We start from the raw sequence: 18,344 nt of genomic DNA on the forward strand, positions 1-18,344 counted from the left end.
TGAAAACGGCGCATGAACGTCGACTCACTCTATTGTCGTAGAGAACCATACTGCGGGTGCTCTGGCAAGGGCCGGAAGTCCGCGCGCCGGATTCGGTCGGGGCTGTCATCGGGGTCCGGGCGCCCCGCCGCGCAGCACCCGCAGACCGCCCGCCTGGGTGAGCCGACCCTTGTCCGAACTGCGCAATATTCCGGCCGCGATCGCCGACAGCACCCCGTCGAGCTGCTCGGCACTGTCGACGATCCGGTCGCCGTGGGCGAACCGCTGCAGCAGGCCGTTGATGAACGTCAGCGTGACGTTGCTCAGATCCTCGACGACGGCCGGGTCCAGTTCCGCGCCGTGCGGCATGAGCTGTACGAGGATTTCCCGGTGCAGCTTGGTGAACTCGTCGGTGGCCTGCTGCAGGATCGCGGCGAGCGCGGGATCGCGGGTGGCCTGCATGGTCAGCTCGTATCGGGCCCTGGTCCGGTACAGCTGCGGGTCGCTGCCGGCCTGAATGACGACCTGCGACAACCGCGAGGGTGTGGGAGCCTCACTGCCGGCGTCGGAGCTGTCCGCGATCGCCTGCAGTTCGGCGAGGTCGAGCTCGGCCGAACGTTCCGCGACGGCCCGCAGCAGCGCCGAGCGGGTGCGGAAATAGAACGACGTCGTGCCGTCCGGCACGCCCGCTTTGCGGTCCACCTTCAAATGGCTCAACCCCTTGGCCCCGTCATCGGCCAACAATCGAATCGCCGCATCGCATAAATCGCGGCGGCGCTCGACGGGATTAGGCTTTCGTCGTCTATCCATTGTTATTCAGGATCGAGACACTACTCTATATTCGTAGTGTCAGTAAAGGATGGCATATCTCCCCCCTTCGGCGGCACCGCCCACCACGGCGCCAAAGAAACTGCGGTGCAAGAGTTCCGAGGATTCACCGGATACGTGGGTAGAGTGTGCTTCGATGAGTCCCCGTCGAGTTCGCGTGCGCAACGCCGTCGCCTGGCTTGGGTCCATCGGTCTACTTGCGGCAATGACGTGTGGCTGCCACTCGGCGCACAAGCCCGCGCCGTCCGGCCCGCCAATCACCAACGCGCCCACCACTTCTGCCGCGCCGCCCGCGCCGCCGCCGATCGTGAAGGTGGCGCCGCTGCCCGTTCGGCCGGTGACGAAGTCACACCCGACGACGCCCGCCACCAAGTGCCCCGACATGGGTCCGAACGTCCCGGTGGCCCCGACCGACGCCCTCACCACCTGCGACCTCGCCCGGGCCAACGTGTACACCCTGGGCCCGGAAACCATGCAGCTCGGGCTGATACACGTGGACCCGCCCAAGGCCCTGACGGCCGACTTTTACCAGGTGACCCTGGTGCTCGACCCGCCGTCGGCGGCGGCATGGGCGTCGTTCACCGCCGAGCATGTCAAAGACCACGTCGCCTTCATCCGGGACAATCTGGTGCTGGAGGCACCGATCATCGAGGAGCAGGTCACCTCCGGACGGATCGTGCTGACCACCCCAACCGCCGAGGGCGCAGCGCAATTGGCCCAGCTGGCGGGTCGTCCCGCGTGACCGCGCCGGGGCGTCCCGATCGCCTCGCGCTCGGCATGCTCAGCGTGTTCGGCCTTCCCCCAATCGAGTTCGTGGAGCTGGCCGCGGAGCTAGGCTGCCCCCGCATCTCGGCCGCCATCCAGGGCATGCCGCTGGTGCCACTCGGCTACCCTGCCTTCTCCCTCAAGGACGACGCCGCGCTCAGGAAGGATCTGCTCGCCGCGATGGACGATCGCGGCGTAACCATCTCGCTCGGCGACGGATTCCTCGTGCGCCCCGGCGCCGACGTGGACGCGCTGCGGCCCGACCTCGACGTGATGGCCGAACTCGGCGTCCCGCGGATCAACGTGGTGAGCCTCGACCCCGACCTTCCGCGCACCCTCGACCAGTTCGCGGCGCTGACCGAACTTGCCGCCCAGCGCGGCATCGGTACCGTCGTGGAACCGGTGCCCGGACTGACCATCGGTGACCTCCCCGCCGGCCTGGCCGCCGCGGAATACGTTGGGCGAAGCGAATTCCGGCTGCTGGTCGACACCATGCACCTGATGCGCTCGGGTTCCGGGGCGAGCGAGCTGGCGGCCGTCGACCCCGGGCGCATCGGCTATGCCCAACTCAACGACACGACGCTGCGGCCGCGCATGGACAACTACCTGGAGGAGGCCATGTTCGAGCGCCTGGTGCCCGGCGAGGGCGACCTGCCCCTGCGCGACATCCTGGCCGCGCTGCCCGCCGACATCGTCATCGAGATCGAGGTCCCGCAACGATCTTTGGCGCTGGCCGGGGTGAGCCCGATCGAACGGCTGCGCCCCTGCGTCGAGGCGGCACGCCGGCTGCTGGCCGGCGTTCAGACCGGATAGCGCAGCGGAAGACCGGCGGCCGAATAGATCGCGTCGATCACGGTCATGTTGTCGATCGCGTCGTGCGGGGTCGTCTTGATCGGCGCGCCGCGCAGCACCGCCGCGGCGAAGGCATCCAGCTGATAGGCGTAGGAGGCGCGGCGGCCGAAGTGTTCGGTGCGTCTGCCCTTCGCCGACCGGACCGAGAGGCGGTGAAATGCCTGCGGCATCACGGGATTCACGATGCGCAACTCGCCGCGTTCACCGATCACCCGGGCGCTGATCTGCAGTAAGCGCGGCGACCACATCGAGCAGCGCACCCGGCCGGTGTGGCCGGCCGGAAACCGCAGCTCGGCCGTCATGGCCCGGTCGACGCGCGCGTCACGCAACGTGGCGCGAGCGGACACGACTTCCGGGGACCGGCCGCCGAACGTGCGCGCCATATGAACCGCGTAGCAGCCGGCATCCATGGTCGCACCGCCGGCGAGCGAGTAGTCGTAGCGGATGTCGGAGAACTTCGGCAGCGGGAAGCACAGCGCCGCCTCCACGCGTTCGAGCGTGCCCAACTCCCCGGAGGCGATGATGTCCTCGGCCCGCAGGGTCAGCGGGTGGTAGCGATAATGAAAGGCCTCCATCACCACGCGATCCGATCCGTCCGCCAGTTCGGCGATCTCGCGGGCCTCGATCGCGTTGGCGGTGAACGGCTTTTCGCACAGCACGTGCTTGTCCGCGGCCAGCGCCGCCCTGGTCCACCGACCGTGCAGACCATTGGGCAGCGGGTTGTAGATCGCGTCGATGCCCGGGTCGGCAATCAGCGCGTCATAATCGCCGTGCACGGTCGCGATGCCGTGTTGCGCGGCGAAGGCCCGCGCGCGGGTCACGTCGCGGGCGGCCACGGCGGCGACGACGACGTCCGTATTCTCCTTGGCGGGGTTGATCAACGCCATCGGCGCAATGCGCGCCGCCCCCAAAATACCGATGCGCAACGGGTTTTCGCGCTTTGGCGCCGTCATGGTGCCGCACCGGGCGGCCGGCGGGCGAAGCCCGGCGCATGCTCGGGCCGGATCCCCACTCCGACGAAGTAGGCCGGCACCACCGAGAGCCACGGCAGTCGCCGGACGACGCCGAGGACCCATCGCGGCGGGGCGGGATCCGCGCCGCGAAACACCGCCCGCACCAGCGCGGCCTGCAGCACGCGCTGGCCCGCCTGGGTCAAAACGGTGGCAACGGCGCGGCGGCGGCGCACAGCGGCCAGGTCGCGGCCCGTGACCCGATGCCGGCGCAGCGGTTCGGCCAGCAGGGTGGCGGCCGCGACGGCGTCCTGGATCGCCAGGTTGATGCCGACGCCGCCGAGCGGGGACATCGCGTGCGCGGCGTCGCCGATGCACAGCAACCCGTCGGTGTGCCAGCGGCGCAGCCGATTCACGCGCACGTCGAGGTGCTTGACCTCGTCCATGGATTCGAGCGCCGCCACTGACTCGGGCATGTCGGGCAGCAGCGCACCCACGTCGCGGCGGAAGGCCTCGACCCCCCGCGCGCGCAACTGGGCGTCGCCGCCCTTGGGCCCCAGGTAGGCGATCTGGTTGTAGCCCTCGCGCGGGATGACGGCCAGCGCCTTGCCCGACCCGATGCGCGGCAGGAACGAGTGGTCCGCGGCGCCGTCGCGTGGCAGCTTGAACCACCACACGTCGAAGTTCACCGAGTATTCGTGTGCGGTGAGTCCGGCCTCCTGCCGCACGATCGACCAGCGGCCGTCGCAGGCCACCGTCAACTCGGCCCTGAGTTCGCCCGGCCCGTCGGGTCCGTCGTAGCGCACGCCCACGACCCGGCCGCCGTCGCGCAGCAGGCCGGTGACCTCGCTGCGCATCCGCAGGGTGAAACTCGGTTCGGCCCGGGCCGCCTCGGCGAGCAGGTTGAGCAGGTCCCATTGCGGGACCATGGCGATGTAGCGATGGGGTTGGCGGAGCCGTTCGAAGTCGAGGTAGGTGACCGAGTGCCCGTTGGATTCGAAGGTGCCCCGGCGGAGTTTGCTGAACGGCAATCGCGCGAACCGCTCCCCCAGGCCCAGCTCGTCGAGCAGCCGCAGCGTCGTGGGATGCACGGTGTCGCCGCGAAAATCGCGCAGGAAGTCACCGTGCTTTTCCAGCAGGGTGACCTCGACACCGGCCCGGGCCAGCAACAGCCCGAGGACCATTCCCGCCGGGCCACCGCCGACGACCGCGCAGGTGGTTGTTTCGACCATCAACGCCCCAGCATAGGTGGCGACCGCTCGCTAGAGTTCGGTGTCGAACACGGAGACGGGTTCGAGGATCACGCCGGTTTCTTCGACGTAGCGATCCCACAGCGCCACCAGCTCGGCCAGCTTGTCGGGATGCGACGCGGCCAGGTCGTGAATCTCGCCGGGATCGGAAGCCAAATCATAGAGCTGCCAGTCACCCGGGCCGTACGGCGCCGGCAGGTGCAGTGCCTTCCAGTCCCCCCGCCGGATGGCTCGGCGGCCGAACAACTCCCAGCCGGTTCCGGTGTCCGCGTCGTGCACGGTCTCCGCGGCGCCGGTCAGATACTCCACCAGCGAGCGGCCGCGCATGGGGGCCACCTCGCGGCCGCGGTAGGACGTGCCCGGGTGCGCGACGCCCGCCAGCTCCAGCAGGGTTGGCGCGATGTCCATCACGGTGCTGAACGCGGTGCCGATGTGTTGTTGCCGCGCGAATCCCGGCCAGGTGACAAAACCCGTCACCCGGATGCCGCCCTGGGTGGTGAACGCCTTGTGCAGCCGCGACGGCGCGGTGGCCGCCTGCGCCCAGCGCGGCCCGTACCAGATGAAGGACGTGGGCCGGCCGAGGTTGTCGAGGCTGTTGTCGCAATGCTTTTCGATCTGCGCGGCGATCTCGGCGCCGCGCAGCGGCATCGCCTCCACGATCGCGCCCTCGGCGCCGTTGTCGGACAGGAAGATCACCACGGTGTCGTCGAGTTCGCCGCTGGCCGACAGGTAGTCGATCACCCTGCCGACGTTGTAATCCATCCGGTCCACCATCCCGGCGTAGACCTCCATGCTGCGGGCCGAGCGCGCGCGCTGCTCGTCGGTCATGTCGGCCCACTCGGGCGCGCCGTCGGCCACCACCGGGTGCGCGGTGACGTCGGGCGGGCAGAGACCGAGCCGCTTGAGGGCGGCCAGTCGCTCCTCGCGCAGCGCGTCCGGTCCGTCGTCGTAGCGGCCGCGGTATTTCGCGACGGATTCGTCGGGCGCCTGCAGCGGCCAGTGCGGCGCTTGGAACGGCAGGTAGGCGAAGAACGGACGGTCGTCGTCGGCCGCGCGCTCGTCCAGGTACCGCAGCAGGGTGTCGGTGTAGGAGTCCGACGAGTAGAAGTCGTCGCCGACGGTGACGAACTTGTCATCCTCGGTGTAAAGCGTTGGCACCGGCGAAAACCCGCGCGCGCCCGCTCCCCCGTAGTGGCTGGCACCGGCGGGCAGCAGCGCGAACGAGCGCTCGAAGCCGCGTGCCCACGGCGACCTGTCGATCGTGGCGCCCAGATGCCATTTGCCCGACATCAGCGTCAGATATCCGGCGTCGCGCAGGAGTTCGGGCAGCGCGACGACCCGGTCGTTCAGGTAGCCCTCGTAGCCGGGGGCGCCGCGAAATCCCGGGGACGCGACTTCGAGCATCGTGCCGATGCCGGCGATGTGATGGTCGGTCCCGGTCAACAGCATCGCCCGGGTCGGCGAGCACGCCGGCGCCGAATGGAAATCGGTGAGCCGGATCCCGGAGTAGGCCAGCCGATCGAGGTTGGGTGTTTCGATCTCGCCGCCGAAGGCGCCGATGTCGGAAAACCCGAGGTCGTCCGCGACGATTACGAGGAAGTTGGGGCGCTTCACGCTCAAGCATCCTGCCAGGTCGGTGCTCACGGTGTAATGCCGCCGCACCGCCGATCGCGGCCGATATCGGCGGATATTGTCGAGGCATGGAGATGTTGGCGCAGTTCGGGATGTCCATACCGCTGGTTGCGGCCCCCATGTCGGGCGGACCGACCACCCCGGCCATGGTGTCGGCCGCCACCCGTGCGGGGGCCCTGGGCGTGCTGGCTGCCGGCTACAAGACCGTGGATGCCGTCGAAGCCGAGATCAAAGCCGTTCGCGCCGAAGGGATCCCATTCGGCGTCAACGTGTTCGCGCCGAACCCGGTGCCGGTCGATCCGCGGCGTTACCGGGAGTACGCGGCGATCATCCAGGCCGAGGCCGACCAGTTCGGCCTGACGCTGCCGTCCGAGCCCGTCGAGGACAACGACAGCTTCGACGCGAAGATCGAATTGCTGCTCGACGATCCGGTTCCGATGGTGTCGTTCACGTTCGGCATTCCGCCGCGCGACGTGATCGCGGCGCTGCAACGGGCCAAGAGCGTGGTGGTCCAGACGGTCACCACGGCCGAGGAGGCGGAGCAGGCACGCGACGCCGGCGTCGACATGCTCGTTGTGCAGGCGGCGGACGCCGGCGGGCATTCCGGCACCCTGTCGCCGTCGCGGCCGCTGACCCCGGTCCCGATCGTCGACCTCGTCAGCCAGGTCGTGGCGACGGTTCCCCTGCCGGTGCTGGCCACCGGCGGGCTCGCCACGGCGGCCGCGGTGGCCGAGGTGATCCGGGCGGGAGCGGCCGCTGCCGCCGTCGGGACGGTGCTGTTGCGCGCCGCCGAAAGCGGCGCGTCGGCCACTCATCAGGCGGCGCTGGCCGATCCCGCGTACACCGAGACGGTGCTGACCCGGGCCTTCACCGGCCGGCCGGCCCGGGGCCTGCGCAACGCGTTCATCGACGCCCACGAAGCCGAGGCGCCCCCGGGTTATCCCGCCATCCACCACCTGACCAGCCCGCTGCGCAAGGCGGCCGCGGCGGCTGGAAAGCCTGACTACGTACACCTGTGGGCGGGCACCGGTTTTCGGCAAGCCACCGCCGAGCCCGCGACTGACATTCTGCGCCGGCTGGCATCCGACCTGTGAGGTTCAATATTCGAAACGATTGAGCACGTCGTAGCCGCGCCCGCCGATCACCCACGTCAACGCGTAGATCATCCGCACCGCGGCCGACGGGATGTGCTCGTAGCCGGCCAGCGCGGGCGTCTGCTCGAGGAACCGCAGCCGGGGATGCCAGGCCGCAAGACGGCGCGCGTCGCGGATGCCCCAGGTGATGATGCCCCTGGTGAAGACCTTGGACAGCACCGGGGCCAGGGCCGACAGCGTATCGAAATGCATTTCACCGCCGGGGAATCGGTCGATCAGGCGCTGCACCAGCCGCCGGACTTCCTCTTCGTGCAGATACATCAGCAGGCCCTCGGCGACGACCAGGGTGGGACGCCCGGCGGGGATGTCGTCCAGCCACCGCAGCTCGGTCACCGACGAGCCGATCATCCGGTAGCGCTCGGTGTCGTCGTAGAGCTGCCGCCGCAGCCCGATGACGCTGGGCTGGTCGACGTCGAACCAGGAAACCGACGGCGGTAGGTCAAGCCGGAAGGCCCTGCCGTCAAGGCCGCAACCCAGGTGCAGGACAACGGCGTCGGGATTGCGGGAGAGGAAATCGGCGCACCAGTCGTCGAACTTCTTGGCGCGCAGCGCGACCAGGTATTGATTCGAGGCGGGCATGGTGCTCCGGCGCATGCGCTTGAAGTCGTAGCTGATCCGGTCCACCGCGTCCGCGGCGACCGTGTCGCCCAGAATCGGCCGCTTCGAACGGCTTTCGCATGCGCGCAGATACAGTGTGACGAGATTCGTCCATTCCACCGAGCCCCAGGCGACCGAGCTGAAATCGACTTTGTCCGTTGCGGTCATCGCTGCTTCCTCTTCGCGCGGTATTCGGTCCACATTTCCATGAGCTGGTCGCGGTAGGCCTGCGTGCAGAACTCGCAGAAATCGCGGAAGTCCTCCACGCGTTGCCGTTGTTCGGCGCGGTCCTCGTCCAGCACGGACAGCGCGAATTCGGCGGGTTCGATCCCCAGCCGCATCAGTGACAGCTGGGTTTCCAGCACGCTGGTGAACCCACCCGGCGTGACCCGGTAGAGGTGCTGGCGGTTCGGGCTCGGCAAGCGCTCGACCATGCCGCCCTCCAGCAGTTGCCGGGCGACAGTGCTGATCGACGCCTTGCTCACGGACAACGCGGCGGCCAGCGCGGTCAGCGACTGCTGCGGCGGATCGCAGATCAGCAGCCACCCGTAGACCCGGCCCATGGTGCGGGTGGCGCCCAGCAACTCGAAGAACAGCCCGAGGCGGTCGACGAACTCGGCCTCGTCCGGTGACATACGCTCCATCCCGTTCGTTCAGTACGTACTAAACGTAGCTTATACGAGGCGGGACGCTGGCGGAACCCCCCGCCGGTGATCAAGGGGTCTGGGTTGCCGGGCTCAGAACGCCTCGGGGTCGCGCTGCACGGCGGCGGGCACCGGGTGCCGATACAGGCGGGATGCGTTCTCCCAGCTGAACTTCCGGATGACGTCGGACGGCAGGTCGCCGATCTGTTCGTGGATGGCCTGCTGGGTGTGCGGCCACGTCGAGTCGCAATGCGGGTAGTCGGCTTCCAGCATGATGTTGTCGACGCCGATCCGGTCGCGCTGGACGAACGACGACTTGTCCTCGACCGCGCAGAACCAGAAGTTGCGGACCAGCACCTCCGCGGGGGTCAGGCGCTCGCCGAGCGCTTGCCAGGTGCCGTACATCGCGTGATAGCTGAGCATGTGGTCGAGGCGGTCGAGCAGTCCTGCCACCCAACCGATTCCGCCTTCGGACAGACAGATCTTCAGGTCGGGGAACCTGCTGGGCAGCCCCGAGTACAACCAGTCGACCGCCGCGGAGATGGCGTAGGCGAAAAACAGCACGCCCTGCACGTCCGGCGGCGCGTCCGCGGTGGTGGACGGCGACGACCCGGACGATCCGATGTGCAGGTTGACCACGGTGCCGGTCTCGGCGCACGCGGCCATCATCGGATCCCAGTGGTCGGTGTGGATGCTCGGCAGGCCGAGCATCGCGGGGTTCTCGCTGAACGTCACGGCGTGAAAGCCGCGGTCGGCGTTCTCGTAGATCATCTTCGCGCCGAGCTCGGGGTCGAGCAGCCACGGCAATTGGCAGGGAATAATGCGGTCGGGGTACGAGCCCGCCCAGACGTCGAAATGCCAGTCGTTCCAGGCGCGGACGCAGGCCAGCGCGAGGTCGCGATCGGTGGTCACCTGCTGCAGCCGCTGCCCGGCGAAGCCGGGCAGAAACGAGGGGAAGTTGAGCGAGGCGTAGATACCGTTGAGGTCCATATCCTTGACGCGCTCATGGATATCCCATGCGCCCCTGCGCATCTCGTCGAATCGCACGGGTTCGAAGCCGTACTCCGCCACCGGCCGCCCGACCACCGCGTTGAAGCCGACGTTGGGCAGTTCCCGGCCGTCGTACACCCAGGTCTGGCCCCCGGTGTCGGTGTCGACGACTTTGGGCGCCCGGTCGGCGAACTTTCGGGGCAGCCGGCCGGTGAAGGTGTCGGGGGGTTCGACGATGTGGTCGTCGACCGAGATGACGGTGTAGCGGCGTCGCGCCCGGGGCGGATCGGGCAGGAAGGTGACCGACCGTTCGGCGCCGGTCTTGGCCGTGGTGAAGTTCAGGTCGGTGGCCAGCTCGTCGATCGATTTCACGCGTCAAACTCCTCGAGGTGGCGCGAGCAGACGCAAAAGCACCCGACACGCCGTGTGCGCGGGTGTTTTTGCGTCTGCTCGCGGGTTAGGTGAGCACATCGGGGTCGGCCTTGATCGTCATGCGCGCCGCCCCGGCCCAGTACACGTCGGCGGCCCGTTCGATCAGCGAGCGTTGCATGCCGGCCATATCCGACCACCGCATCGCCACCGGCTGATTACCGGTGAGCATGACGTCGTAGGCCAGCTTGCACACCCGTTCGATCGAGGCCGCGCGGTAGACGGCCTCGGGCAGGTTGCGGCCGGTCGCGATGACGCCGTGGTTGGCCAGGATGGTCAGGTTGGCCCCGCCGATGCGGGCCGCGAGATCCGCGGCGCGAGTGGGGCTGTCGATCTCGCCGTCGTAGGTCTCGACCAGGCACAGGTCGTCGAGGAACAGCGACCCGGTCTGGTGCACCAGCTCCGGCAGCCTGCCCAGCGCGGCGAGCACGCACACGTAGTACGGGTGGTTGTGGATGACCACGCGGGCGTCGTCGCGGACGCGGTGCAGTTCGGTGTGGATGTGGATGGCCGGGGTGACGTCCCAACGGCCGCTGACGACGCGCGCGTCGCCGTCCACCACGCAGATGTCGGAGGCGCTGACCTCCTGCCACCACAGGCCCCAGGGATTGACGAACATGTTCGTCTGGCCGTCGAGCTGCCAGGTGATGTGTCCGGCCATGTTCTCGGCGAAACCGATGCCGGCGAGGTGGCGGAATGCGATGGCGAGCGCCTGCTCGTGGGACAGCTCGACGCCGATCGGCGGAACCACTGACGGCGCCCAGACTTCCAGCCCGCCACGGCGTGCATCAGGTGCATTCATGACCAGCCTCCATCCTGGCTCCAATATCCTCGCGAAGTCGGCCTTTGGCTATCTTTCCGCCCGACGAGCGAGGCAATTCGTCGAGAATGATGAGGCGCTCGGGCAGCAGTTCCTTGGAAACTCCCAGCGCCAGCAGGTGTTCGACGAGCTGGGGAAGGTCGATGGTGGCGGAGCCGGTGAGTTCGGCGTAGAGGCAGACTTTTTCGCCGAACACCGGATCGGGCATGGCGATCGCGGCGGCCACCGCGACGGCGGGGTGGGTGGTCACGGCGTCTTCGACCTGGCTTGCGCTGATGTTCTTGCCGCCACGGACGATGAAGTCGGAGGTGCGCCCGGTGACCCGCAGATAGCCGTCCGCGTCGATCTCACAGATGTCGCCCATGCGCATCCACCCGTCGGGGGTGAACAGCTTGTCGTGGTCGGTGCCGCCGAGGTAACCGAGGCTGGTCGCCGGGCCCCGGCACGCGGGCTGGCCCCGACCCGTGTCGGTCACGTCGCGGTCGCCGTCGAAGAGGCGGACCGACATCTCGGGGATGATGCGGCCCCCGGTGCGCAGCCGCCGTTCGCGGGAGTCGTCGACGGTGGTCGCGCTGAGCATCCCCGTTTCGTTCGAGCCGAAGAACTGCAGGATCTTGGCGCCGGTGAGTTCCTCGAATTCGGCCGCCGGGCGATACGGCAACGCCTCGCCGCCGGTGTAGACGACGCGCAGCGAGCTCAGGTCGTGTTCGCGGCTGGCCGGATCCGCCATCAGCATGGTCAATTGTGTGCTGACGCAACATAATACGGTGACCCTGTGCCGGGCGATGGCCTCGCAGGTGGCTTTGGTGGTGAACCGGTCCAGGAGCACCGCGGTGGCGCCGAGGTAGATCGGTGTGGTGTGGCTGGTCCAGAGCCCGAACCCGAACGGCGTGGGTATCACCGGCAAAAAGACGTCGTCCGGCGCCAGCAGCCCGTTGGCGACAGCCTTCTGGTGGAAGTAATGCCAACGATTCTGGGTGTGCACGACACACTTGGGCAGCCCGGTGGTCCCGGAGGTGGAATTGATCAGGAAAACGTCGTCGGGGGCGAGGCGGGCGTCGGTCGTGAGCGCCGTGGGCTCGGCGTCGATGTCCAGGCGAAGGGTCCGGTCGAGCAGCAGCGCCGGTAGCCCGAGTTCATCGGCGACGCCCGCGGCGGCCTCGCGGTGGGGTTCATCGCTGATCAGGGCCTTCGGCTGGGCGCTGCGCAGTATCGCCGTGGCCTCGCGGGTGCCGGCCCGTGCGCCGACGCCGACGACCACCGCCCCGCAGCGTTCGATGGCGACGAACAGGGCGTGGATGGCCGCGGAGTCACGGTGCCATACCGCGACCCGGTCCCCACGCGTGACGCCGGCACCGGCGAGGGACTGCGCCAGACGTGTTGCGGCATGGTCGAATTCACGCCATGTCAGCGACGCTTCGGGATGGTCGACATAGGCGGGGCGGTCCGGGGTTTGCGCGGCGTTGCGGCGCACGGCGTCCGACAGCGTCGTATCGCACCACCAGCCGGCCTCGCGAAACCGGGTCCGGTCCTGTTCGGAGAATGCCGGCGACGACTCGATATCCAGCCCGCCGGCGCTCATTCGGTCAATGATAGGAAAGCGGCCCGGGGCGCGTCGCGTTCCCGCCGAGAATCAGCCGGCTAGGGATTCCTCGGGGCGGGAGTGGAGCGCTGTGTCTTGGCGGGAACATTCGGAGGGTGGGGCCGCGGCTTGTGGCAGTTGTGCAGGCACCCGCAATTGAGGCCGATGATGCACCCGTTTCCACCGGTGGGTTGCACGCCGTCGGGATCGCTTCGCGAAACGGGCAGGGGGCTGGACGAAGCTGCCGGCGTTGTCGGTCCTGTCGCGCTGCCGGGCGAGGAGCCCAGCGCGAGGACGAACGCGGCTACCCCCGCGCAGAACGTGACTCGTGTTCTTTCGTTTCGGCTCCCCACGGGGCGCGAGTGTAGTTAGCCGAATGGAGATACACGGGACGCTCGCGGACCCGGAAGGACACTCCAAGGAGTCACCAAGAAACCTCTAAGGCCCGTCGCCGGGGCGTTGATTCGTTGCCCGGGGCGCCATTTCCCGCGCCCGGGTCCGCCGCCGCGCCCTTGCCGTCCGGATGGCATAGGTTGCGGCGCTGACCGCGAACATCGCCGCGGTCAACAACAGCCACCGGCCCAGGAATGGGTCCTGGGTCTGGCCGGTCGCCGCCCGGTACGTGGCGCCGCCCTGCCTGATGATGCCGGGAAGGAACACCAGCAGCGTGAGGCCCGCCCCCAGCGCGGGCACCCGGAGATGGTTGAGCACGGGCACGTCGGGACCGGGGCACGGCGGTCGGCGGGACAGCAGCCGGTCGAGGCCCGCATAGACCGGGAACAACACCAGGTCGTGGGCGACGACGGCCGCGGCGAACCACACGACGATCGACTGCCACCACACGTCGGGGTTCCACAGCGTGGCCGGTTTGACCGTGGCGACCACGTAGCCCAGCACCGCGAATCCGGCGATCATGGTCAGCAGGTGCAGCGGGTGGGACCCGTAGAGCCTCGCGAACGCGTTACGCATCGGCGGCCGTCCGGAAGTCAATGGCGGCCACCCATTTGGTGTTGTGCACGCCGGGCAGCGCGGGCACGATGATGCGCGCGGGAAAGCCGTGGTCCGGCGACAGGTCGGTGCCGTTGACCCGCAGCGCCAGCAGCGCGTCCGGGTGCCGCACCTGGTTGCCCTGCAGGGTGGCGCCCGTGAAGGCGCCGGAGCGTTCCAGCGACGACACTCGCGCCGATTCCGGCGCGGGCACACCGGCGAGGCGGGCGAGTTCGGCCAGCCGCACCCCGCTCCACGTTTGGGTGGTCGACCAGCCCTCCACGCAGGCGATCGGCAGCACGGCGGTGTGTTGCGGCATCGCCAGCAGCGCGGCGCGGTCGACGGTCACCGGTCGGGGGCCACCGGTCATCGTCAGCCGCCATCGGTGCGCGGTGTCCGCGGTCGAAATGCCGGCGGCCGCCGCGGTCCGGTTGACCTCGAAGTCATTGGGCCCGTTGCCCCGGCTGCGCCCGCGCGGCAGGAGTAACGCGGCGGGCCGGGCGTACCCGCCGATGGTTTGACCGGCGGTGATGAGCGCGAGGAACAGCGCGCCCCCGCCCACCAGCAACAGCGCGCCGCGGCGGCTCATCGTCGCGGGGCCGGGGTCGGCGGCGACCAGGGAGTCGGGCTGCCAGGGCTGCGGCTTGGTGTCGGCGCGTGCGGTGCGCAGCACCTCCCGCAGCGGCATCGAGCGCAAACCGGACCACATGCGCCGGCTCTTGATCGCCACGTGCACGACGAACCCGGTGATTAAGACCCAGGCGCCGAAATAGTGGGCGGTGTAGAAGCTGAACCCGAAAATGTAGTCGTACTGGATGTTCAGCACGCCGGTGACGATCTCGAAGAGGACGCCCCCGACCAGCATCAGCAGCGAAACCCGTTCCAGCAGTTGGGCAACCGACCGTGCGGGCGGCACCACGAACAGTCGCGGTATCACCGACCACAGCTTGGCGAGCACCACCGGGATCAACACCAAACCGAGCCCGACGTGGAGTCCCTGGGTCAGCCGGTACAGCCACGACGGATCGGCGGGCCAGTCGAAGGTCGGCAACTTCAGCCAGCCGACGTCGCCCGGGATGGCCTGGCCGAATCGCGGCCCGTAGGCGATGTAGGACAGCAGGCCGGTGAGGATGACGATCGGCAGCGTCACCAACAGCGCCGAGCCGAATACCGCTGTCAGCCAAGGTCCGCGCAGCGGGCTGCGCCACAGCCGCGCGGGAAGGCCGCTGGCGGTCCGGATGAGATGCACCATCGATCATCATTCACGAGGGTCCGGCGATAGCGGTTCATTTCGCAGATCCTCGCCGGGCGGCGCGAACCGAGGGTGCGGTCAGTCGTTGCCGCGTGGTGGCGGCCGCACCGCGACGCCGCCGGACTCGTGTTCGGGGCCCGCGGCCGGGTGTTCGGCCGGGACGCGTTCCCGGAAGCGGGCGCCCTCGCTGGGCCGCTGCATCCCCGGACGGTCGGCCGCGCTTCGGTACGGTCCGGGTTTGCGCCGCGGCTTCCCGCCGGGGAAGGCCAATCGAAAGATGGTGCGGTGCACCATCAACCACTGCTTCGAGAAGCGGCCGGAGTTGTACGGCAGTTCGTAGCGTTCGCAGATGTCTTTGACCTTCGGCGCGATCTCCGAGTAGCGGCTGCTCGGCATGTCGGGATAGAGGTGGTGTTCCACCTGGTAGCCGAGGTTGCCGCTGATGACATGGAACAGCGGGCTGCCTTCGATGTTGGCGGCGCCGACCAGTTGGCGCACATACCACCCGCCGCGCGTCTCGTTCTCGACCTCTTCGGGGGTGAAAGTGTAGGTCTGGTCGGGAAAATGGCCGCAGAAGATGATGGCGTGCGCCCACACATTGCGGATGACGTTGGCCAGCGCGTCGGCGCCCAGGGTCCGCAGATAGGTGCTTTCCACCCCCGGCAAGAGCTTGTCCAGCAGACCCGCCGCCGGGCCCAGGCGTCCGCCACCGGCCCTGCGCAGCGCCCTGCCCACGCGCGACCGCGGGGGCTGATCGAGCCTGCCGCGTGCGGCCAGCTGAACGAGCGCGAAGGCGCCGGCGCTGATCAACGGCCAGCCGAGGTAGTCCTTGATGACCTGCGCGCGCGCCTTTCCGCTGATGCCGCGCAGGTCCTTGCGCACCTCCGACCAGGGCTTCTCGCGGCGCCGAATGGCCTCGATGTCCATGTCGTGGATCGCCACGCCCCACTCGAACAGCAGCGTCAGCAACAGGTTGGAGATCGGCTGGAACAGGTACCGCGGGGCCCACTTCTGCGCGGGATCGATGCGCAGGAGTTCGTAGCCGAGGTCTTTGTCTTTGCCGAGGATGTTGGTGTAGGTGTGGTGGATGTAGTTGTGGGAATGCTTCCACGCCTCGGCGGTCGAGGCGGTGTCCCAATCCCACACGGAGGAATGGATATCGGGATCGTTCATCCAATCCCATTGGCCGTGCATCACATTGTGGCCGATCTCCATGTTCTCGAGGATCTTGGCCATTCCCAGGCAGGCGGTTCCCAGGATCCATGCGGTTTTCGAACGCGATCCCAGCAGCAGGATGCGGCCGGCCACCACGATCTGTCGCTGTACCGAAATGACCGTCTTGATGTAGCGCCGATCCCGCTCGCCCAGATCGGCGAACACCTCGTCATGGATCGCATCGAGTTCCTTGGCGAGTTTTTCGAGCTCTTGTTCGCTCAGGCGCTCAAGGGGGCTTTTCATGGTCTTTTCCGCGACGGAGGTCACCGGCCGCTCCTTTCGATCACAGTGCGAGTGTCACGTCGCCTTCGGCGGTGTTGATGCAGATTCGGACGTCCTGTTCGGTGGGCTCGATGACGTCACCCGAGCGCAGGTCACGCAGCTTGCCCGACTTCAGGGTCCCGACGCAGGTGTGGCAGATGCCGATTCGGCAGCCGTGGGCCAGGTTGAGGCCGGCCTTCTCCCCCGCCTCCAAAATCGAGGTGCCGCCGTCACATTCGACGGACTTCTCGCTGTCGAGAAAGCACACCGTGCCGCCCTCTCCGGCGTTGGCGTCGCCACCGATCTTGGGCTGGAACCGTTCGAAGTGCAGTCGTTCGCGGTCGGCGTTGCCTTCCCAGTGCTCGATCAGCGCGTCGAGCATGTCGCCGGGACCCGAGCTGAACGTCTCGCGTTCGCGCCAGTCCGGGCAGGCGTCATCCAGGTCGTCCGGCTTGAGCCTGCCGCGCTCGGAGGTCAGGCGCAGATCCAGCCGCATGCCGGGATGCCGGCGGTCGAGGTCTTCGAGGACGGACAGGAACATCACCTGCTCGCGGGTTCGCGCGGAGTGGATGACCACGACGTCACCGAACGCGTCGCGATGGTCGAGGCTGCGCAGCATGCTGATCACCGGGGTGATGCCGCTCCCGGCGCTGATGAACAGCAGCTTGGGCGGCAGCGGTTCGGGCAGGGTGAAGACGCCTTCGATCTCGCCGAGCCGGACCAAATCCCCGGGCTGGATCCGTTGCACCAGATACGGCGACACCACACCCCCGTCCACCTTCTTGGGCGTCACGCTGATCAGCCCGTCTTCGGGCACCGGATCCGACGTCAGCGAATACGCGCGCCAGTGGTAGACCCCGTCGATGACGACGCCGAGCCGCACGTACTGCCCGGGCCGGTGACCAGGCCATTCATAACCCGGCTTGATCAGGACGCTGGCAGCTTCCGAGCCCTGCGGCTCGACGCGCTCGACCTTTCCGCGCAGCTCCTTGGTGGTCCACAGCGGATTGATCATCTCCAGGTAGTCGTCGGGCTGTAGCGGGCTGAACAATCGCCGCACCGCGCGCAGGAACAGCCGACGCCCGCGTGGGACGTGGGGCCGGGCACCGCGTTCAGCCATAACAACGGAGTACACACTTGTACACCGACTCAAACCGCCAATCTGAAACTGCTTGGGACACAGGGTTACACATATGCAAAATGCGCATATCGACATCGCATATCCGTTCACCATTTCGTGTTGGGCGGGGTCGGCGCCCCGCGCGGCTAGTGTCGGTGGGTGTGTTGATCGGCTTTCTCCTCGCGTTGGGCTGCTCGCTCTGTTACGGCACCGCGACCGTGTTGCAAGCGGCGGGGACGCGATCGGTGGAAGCGGGCAGCGGCTCGGGCGTCGACGCCGTGCTGCTGCTGCGGGCCGTCCGGCAGTGGCGTTACCTGGTCGGGATCGGCCTCGACGTCGTCGGGTTTCTCCTTCAGGTGGCCGCGCTGCGGCTGGTTCCGATCTACGTCGTCGCCGCGGCGCTGGCCGCCTCGATCGCCGTCACCGGGGTCGTCGCCGCGTGGGTGTTGTCGGCCCGGCTGTCGCGGGTCGAGTGGTGCGCCGTCGGCGTGGTCTGCGCCAGCCTCGTCGCCCTCGCTGTGGCCGCCGGGCCAGGGCACTTTCGACACGCCCCGGCCGGGCTTGGCTGGGCGCTCCTGGGCGTGGTGGCCGCGGTACTGATCGCCGGTTTCGCCGCCGGGCGTCTGCCCGACCGCGCGCGAGCGCTCGCGTTGGGGCTGGGTGCCGGGACGGGCTTCGGCGTCGTCGAGGTCGGTGTGCGCCTGATCGACGTGATCGATCCGACCACGCGGTCGTTCTACACCAACCCCGCCCTGTACGCGGCGGCCGCGGGTGGCGCCGCCGGATTTCTGTTGCTCACCTCGGCTCTGCATCGCGGATCCGTGACCACGGCGGTCGCGGGCATGGTCGTCGGGGAAACCCTCGCCCCGGCGTTCGTGGGGGTGGCGTGGTTGGGTGACACGGCGCGCGACGGGCTCGGTGGGCTGGTGATCGCGGGATTCGCCGTCGCGGTGGCGGCGACGCTGGTGCTGGCGCGGATCGGGGAAGCGCCGGCGCCCAGCGAGGCCGGTGGGGCCGACGCTGTCTCGGGCCGCTGA

The 18,344-nt window shown here is 68.5% G+C and carries 17 protein-coding genes; 4 read left to right on the forward strand and 13 right to left on the reverse strand.

Annotated elements, in window-relative coordinates:
- Positions 1-105: 105 nt before the first annotated feature.
- Complete coding sequence (locus W7S_RS13625) at positions 106-789, reverse strand: TetR/AcrR family transcriptional regulator (protein WP_014384818.1); 684 nt, start codon at positions 787-789, stop codon at positions 106-108.
- Positions 790-964: 175 nt separating this feature from the next.
- Here W7S_RS13625 and W7S_RS27860 point away from each other — a divergent pair, with 175 nt between their 5' ends.
- Positions 965-1,549, forward strand: coding sequence for a hypothetical protein (locus W7S_RS27860; protein WP_014711728.1), 585 nt, complete (start codon positions 965-967; stop codon positions 1,547-1,549).
- Complete coding sequence (locus W7S_RS13635) at positions 1,546-2,385, forward strand: sugar phosphate isomerase/epimerase (protein WP_014711729.1); 840 nt, start codon at positions 1,546-1,548, stop codon at positions 2,383-2,385. The genes W7S_RS27860 and W7S_RS13635 overlap by 4 nt, the downstream gene beginning before the upstream one ends.
- Here the strand turns inward: W7S_RS13635 and W7S_RS13640 are convergent.
- The 3 genes from W7S_RS13640 to W7S_RS13650 are packed head-to-tail and all read right to left on the reverse strand — an operon-like array spanning position 2,373 to position 6,238.
- Complete coding sequence (locus tag W7S_RS13640; protein WP_014711730.1) at positions 2,373-3,377, reverse strand: Gfo/Idh/MocA family protein; 1,005 nt, start codon at positions 3,375-3,377, stop codon at positions 2,373-2,375. The genes W7S_RS13635 and W7S_RS13640 overlap by 13 nt on opposite strands.
- Entirely contained in the window at positions 3,374-4,606 is a 1,233-nt protein-coding gene (locus tag W7S_RS13645; RefSeq protein ID WP_014711731.1) for an FAD-dependent oxidoreductase, read from the reverse strand. The genes W7S_RS13640 and W7S_RS13645 overlap by 4 nt, the downstream gene beginning before the upstream one ends.
- Positions 4,607-4,636: 30 nt before the next feature.
- The gene (locus tag W7S_RS13650; protein WP_014711732.1) at positions 4,637-6,238 is read right to left on the reverse strand and encodes an arylsulfatase; all 1,602 of its coding nucleotides are present in this window, start codon (positions 6,236-6,238) and stop codon (positions 4,637-4,639) included.
- 86 nt (positions 6,239-6,324) lie between these two features.
- On the opposite strand from W7S_RS13650, the gene W7S_RS13655 reads away from it, so the two are divergent.
- Positions 6,325-7,350, forward strand: coding sequence for a nitronate monooxygenase family protein (locus tag W7S_RS13655; protein WP_014711733.1), 1,026 nt, complete (start codon positions 6,325-6,327; stop codon positions 7,348-7,350).
- A 3-nt stretch (positions 7,351-7,353) separates the two neighbouring features.
- On the opposite strand, the gene W7S_RS13660 is transcribed toward W7S_RS13655, so the two are convergent.
- From W7S_RS13660 to W7S_RS13700, 9 genes are all read right to left on the reverse strand, one after another.
- On the reverse strand, positions 7,354-8,175 hold the full coding sequence (locus W7S_RS13660; RefSeq protein WP_008257162.1) for a class I SAM-dependent methyltransferase: 822 nt from the start codon (positions 8,173-8,175) through the stop codon (positions 7,354-7,356).
- Positions 8,172-8,642, reverse strand: coding sequence for a GbsR/MarR family transcriptional regulator (locus W7S_RS13665; RefSeq protein ID WP_008257164.1), 471 nt, complete (start codon positions 8,640-8,642; stop codon positions 8,172-8,174). The genes W7S_RS13660 and W7S_RS13665 overlap by 4 nt, the downstream gene beginning before the upstream one ends.
- A gap of 102 nt (positions 8,643-8,744) precedes the next feature.
- The gene (locus W7S_RS13670) at positions 8,745-10,013 is read right to left on the reverse strand and encodes an amidohydrolase family protein (RefSeq protein WP_008257165.1); all 1,269 of its coding nucleotides are present in this window, start codon (positions 10,011-10,013) and stop codon (positions 8,745-8,747) included.
- 85 nt (positions 10,014-10,098) lie between these two features.
- Entirely contained in the window at positions 10,099-10,872 is a 774-nt protein-coding gene (locus tag W7S_RS13675) for a class II aldolase/adducin family protein (protein ID WP_050989385.1), read from the reverse strand.
- On the reverse strand, positions 10,859-12,472 hold the full coding sequence (locus W7S_RS13680; RefSeq protein WP_014711734.1) for a class I adenylate-forming enzyme family protein: 1,614 nt from the start codon (positions 12,470-12,472) through the stop codon (positions 10,859-10,861). The genes W7S_RS13675 and W7S_RS13680 overlap by 14 nt, the downstream gene beginning before the upstream one ends.
- A gap of 438 nt (positions 12,473-12,910) precedes the next feature.
- Positions 12,911-13,441, reverse strand: coding sequence for a hypothetical protein (locus W7S_RS13685; protein WP_014711735.1), 531 nt, complete (start codon positions 13,439-13,441; stop codon positions 12,911-12,913).
- On the reverse strand, positions 13,434-14,711 hold the full coding sequence (locus tag W7S_RS13690; RefSeq protein WP_014711736.1) for a molybdopterin-dependent oxidoreductase: 1,278 nt from the start codon (positions 14,709-14,711) through the stop codon (positions 13,434-13,436). The genes W7S_RS13685 and W7S_RS13690 overlap by 8 nt, the downstream gene beginning before the upstream one ends.
- A gap of 78 nt (positions 14,712-14,789) precedes the next feature.
- Positions 14,790-16,193: an acyl-CoA desaturase gene (locus tag W7S_RS13695; protein ID WP_014711737.1), complete on the reverse strand. Its 1,404-nt coding sequence runs from the start codon at positions 16,191-16,193 to the stop codon at positions 14,790-14,792.
- 16 nt (positions 16,194-16,209) lie between these two features.
- On the reverse strand, positions 16,210-17,307 hold the full coding sequence (locus W7S_RS13700; RefSeq protein WP_014711738.1) for a ferredoxin reductase: 1,098 nt from the start codon (positions 17,305-17,307) through the stop codon (positions 16,210-16,212).
- Positions 17,308-17,456: 149 nt separating this feature from the next.
- On the opposite strand from W7S_RS13700, the gene W7S_RS13705 reads away from it, so the two are divergent.
- On the forward strand, positions 17,457-18,344 hold the full coding sequence (locus W7S_RS13705) for a DMT family transporter (RefSeq protein WP_014711739.1): 888 nt from the start codon (positions 17,457-17,459) through the stop codon (positions 18,342-18,344).

This window comes from Mycobacterium sp. MOTT36Y, assembly GCF_000262165.1.
Taxonomy (GTDB): Bacteria; Actinomycetota; Actinomycetes; order Mycobacteriales; family Mycobacteriaceae; genus Mycobacterium; species Mycobacterium intracellulare.

Bases quoted from the DNA above. Each gene is read 5' to 3' on its own strand.
- W7S_RS13625 (WP_014384818.1), bottom strand. From the start codon at position 789: ATGGATAGACGACGAAAGCCTAATCCCGTCGAGCGCCGCCGCGATTTA.
- W7S_RS13640 (WP_014711730.1), bottom strand. From the start codon at position 3,377: ATGACGGCGCCAAAGCGCGAAAACCCGTTGCGCATCGGTATTTTGGGG.
- W7S_RS13645 (WP_014711731.1), bottom strand. From the start codon at position 4,606: ATGGTCGAAACAACCACCTGCGCGGTCGTCGGCGGTGGCCCGGCGGGA.
- W7S_RS13655 (WP_014711733.1), top strand. From the start codon at position 6,325: ATGGAGATGTTGGCGCAGTTCGGGATGTCCATACCGCTGGTTGCGGCC.
- W7S_RS13660 (WP_008257162.1), bottom strand. From the start codon at position 8,175: ATGACCGCAACGGACAAAGTCGATTTCAGCTCGGTCGCCTGGGGCTCG.
- W7S_RS13665 (WP_008257164.1), bottom strand. From the start codon at position 8,642: ATGTCACCGGACGAGGCCGAGTTCGTCGACCGCCTCGGGCTGTTCTTC.
- W7S_RS13675 (WP_050989385.1), bottom strand. From the start codon at position 10,872: ATGAATGCACCTGATGCACGCCGTGGCGGGCTGGAAGTCTGGGCGCCG.
- W7S_RS13680 (WP_014711734.1), bottom strand. From the start codon at position 12,472: ATGAGCGCCGGCGGGCTGGATATCGAGTCGTCGCCGGCATTCTCCGAA.
- W7S_RS13685 (WP_014711735.1), bottom strand. From the start codon at position 13,441: ATGCGTAACGCGTTCGCGAGGCTCTACGGGTCCCACCCGCTGCACCTG.
- W7S_RS13690 (WP_014711736.1), bottom strand. From the start codon at position 14,711: ATGGTGCATCTCATCCGGACCGCCAGCGGCCTTCCCGCGCGGCTGTGG.
- W7S_RS13700 (WP_014711738.1), bottom strand. From the start codon at position 17,307: ATGGCTGAACGCGGTGCCCGGCCCCACGTCCCACGCGGGCGTCGGCTG.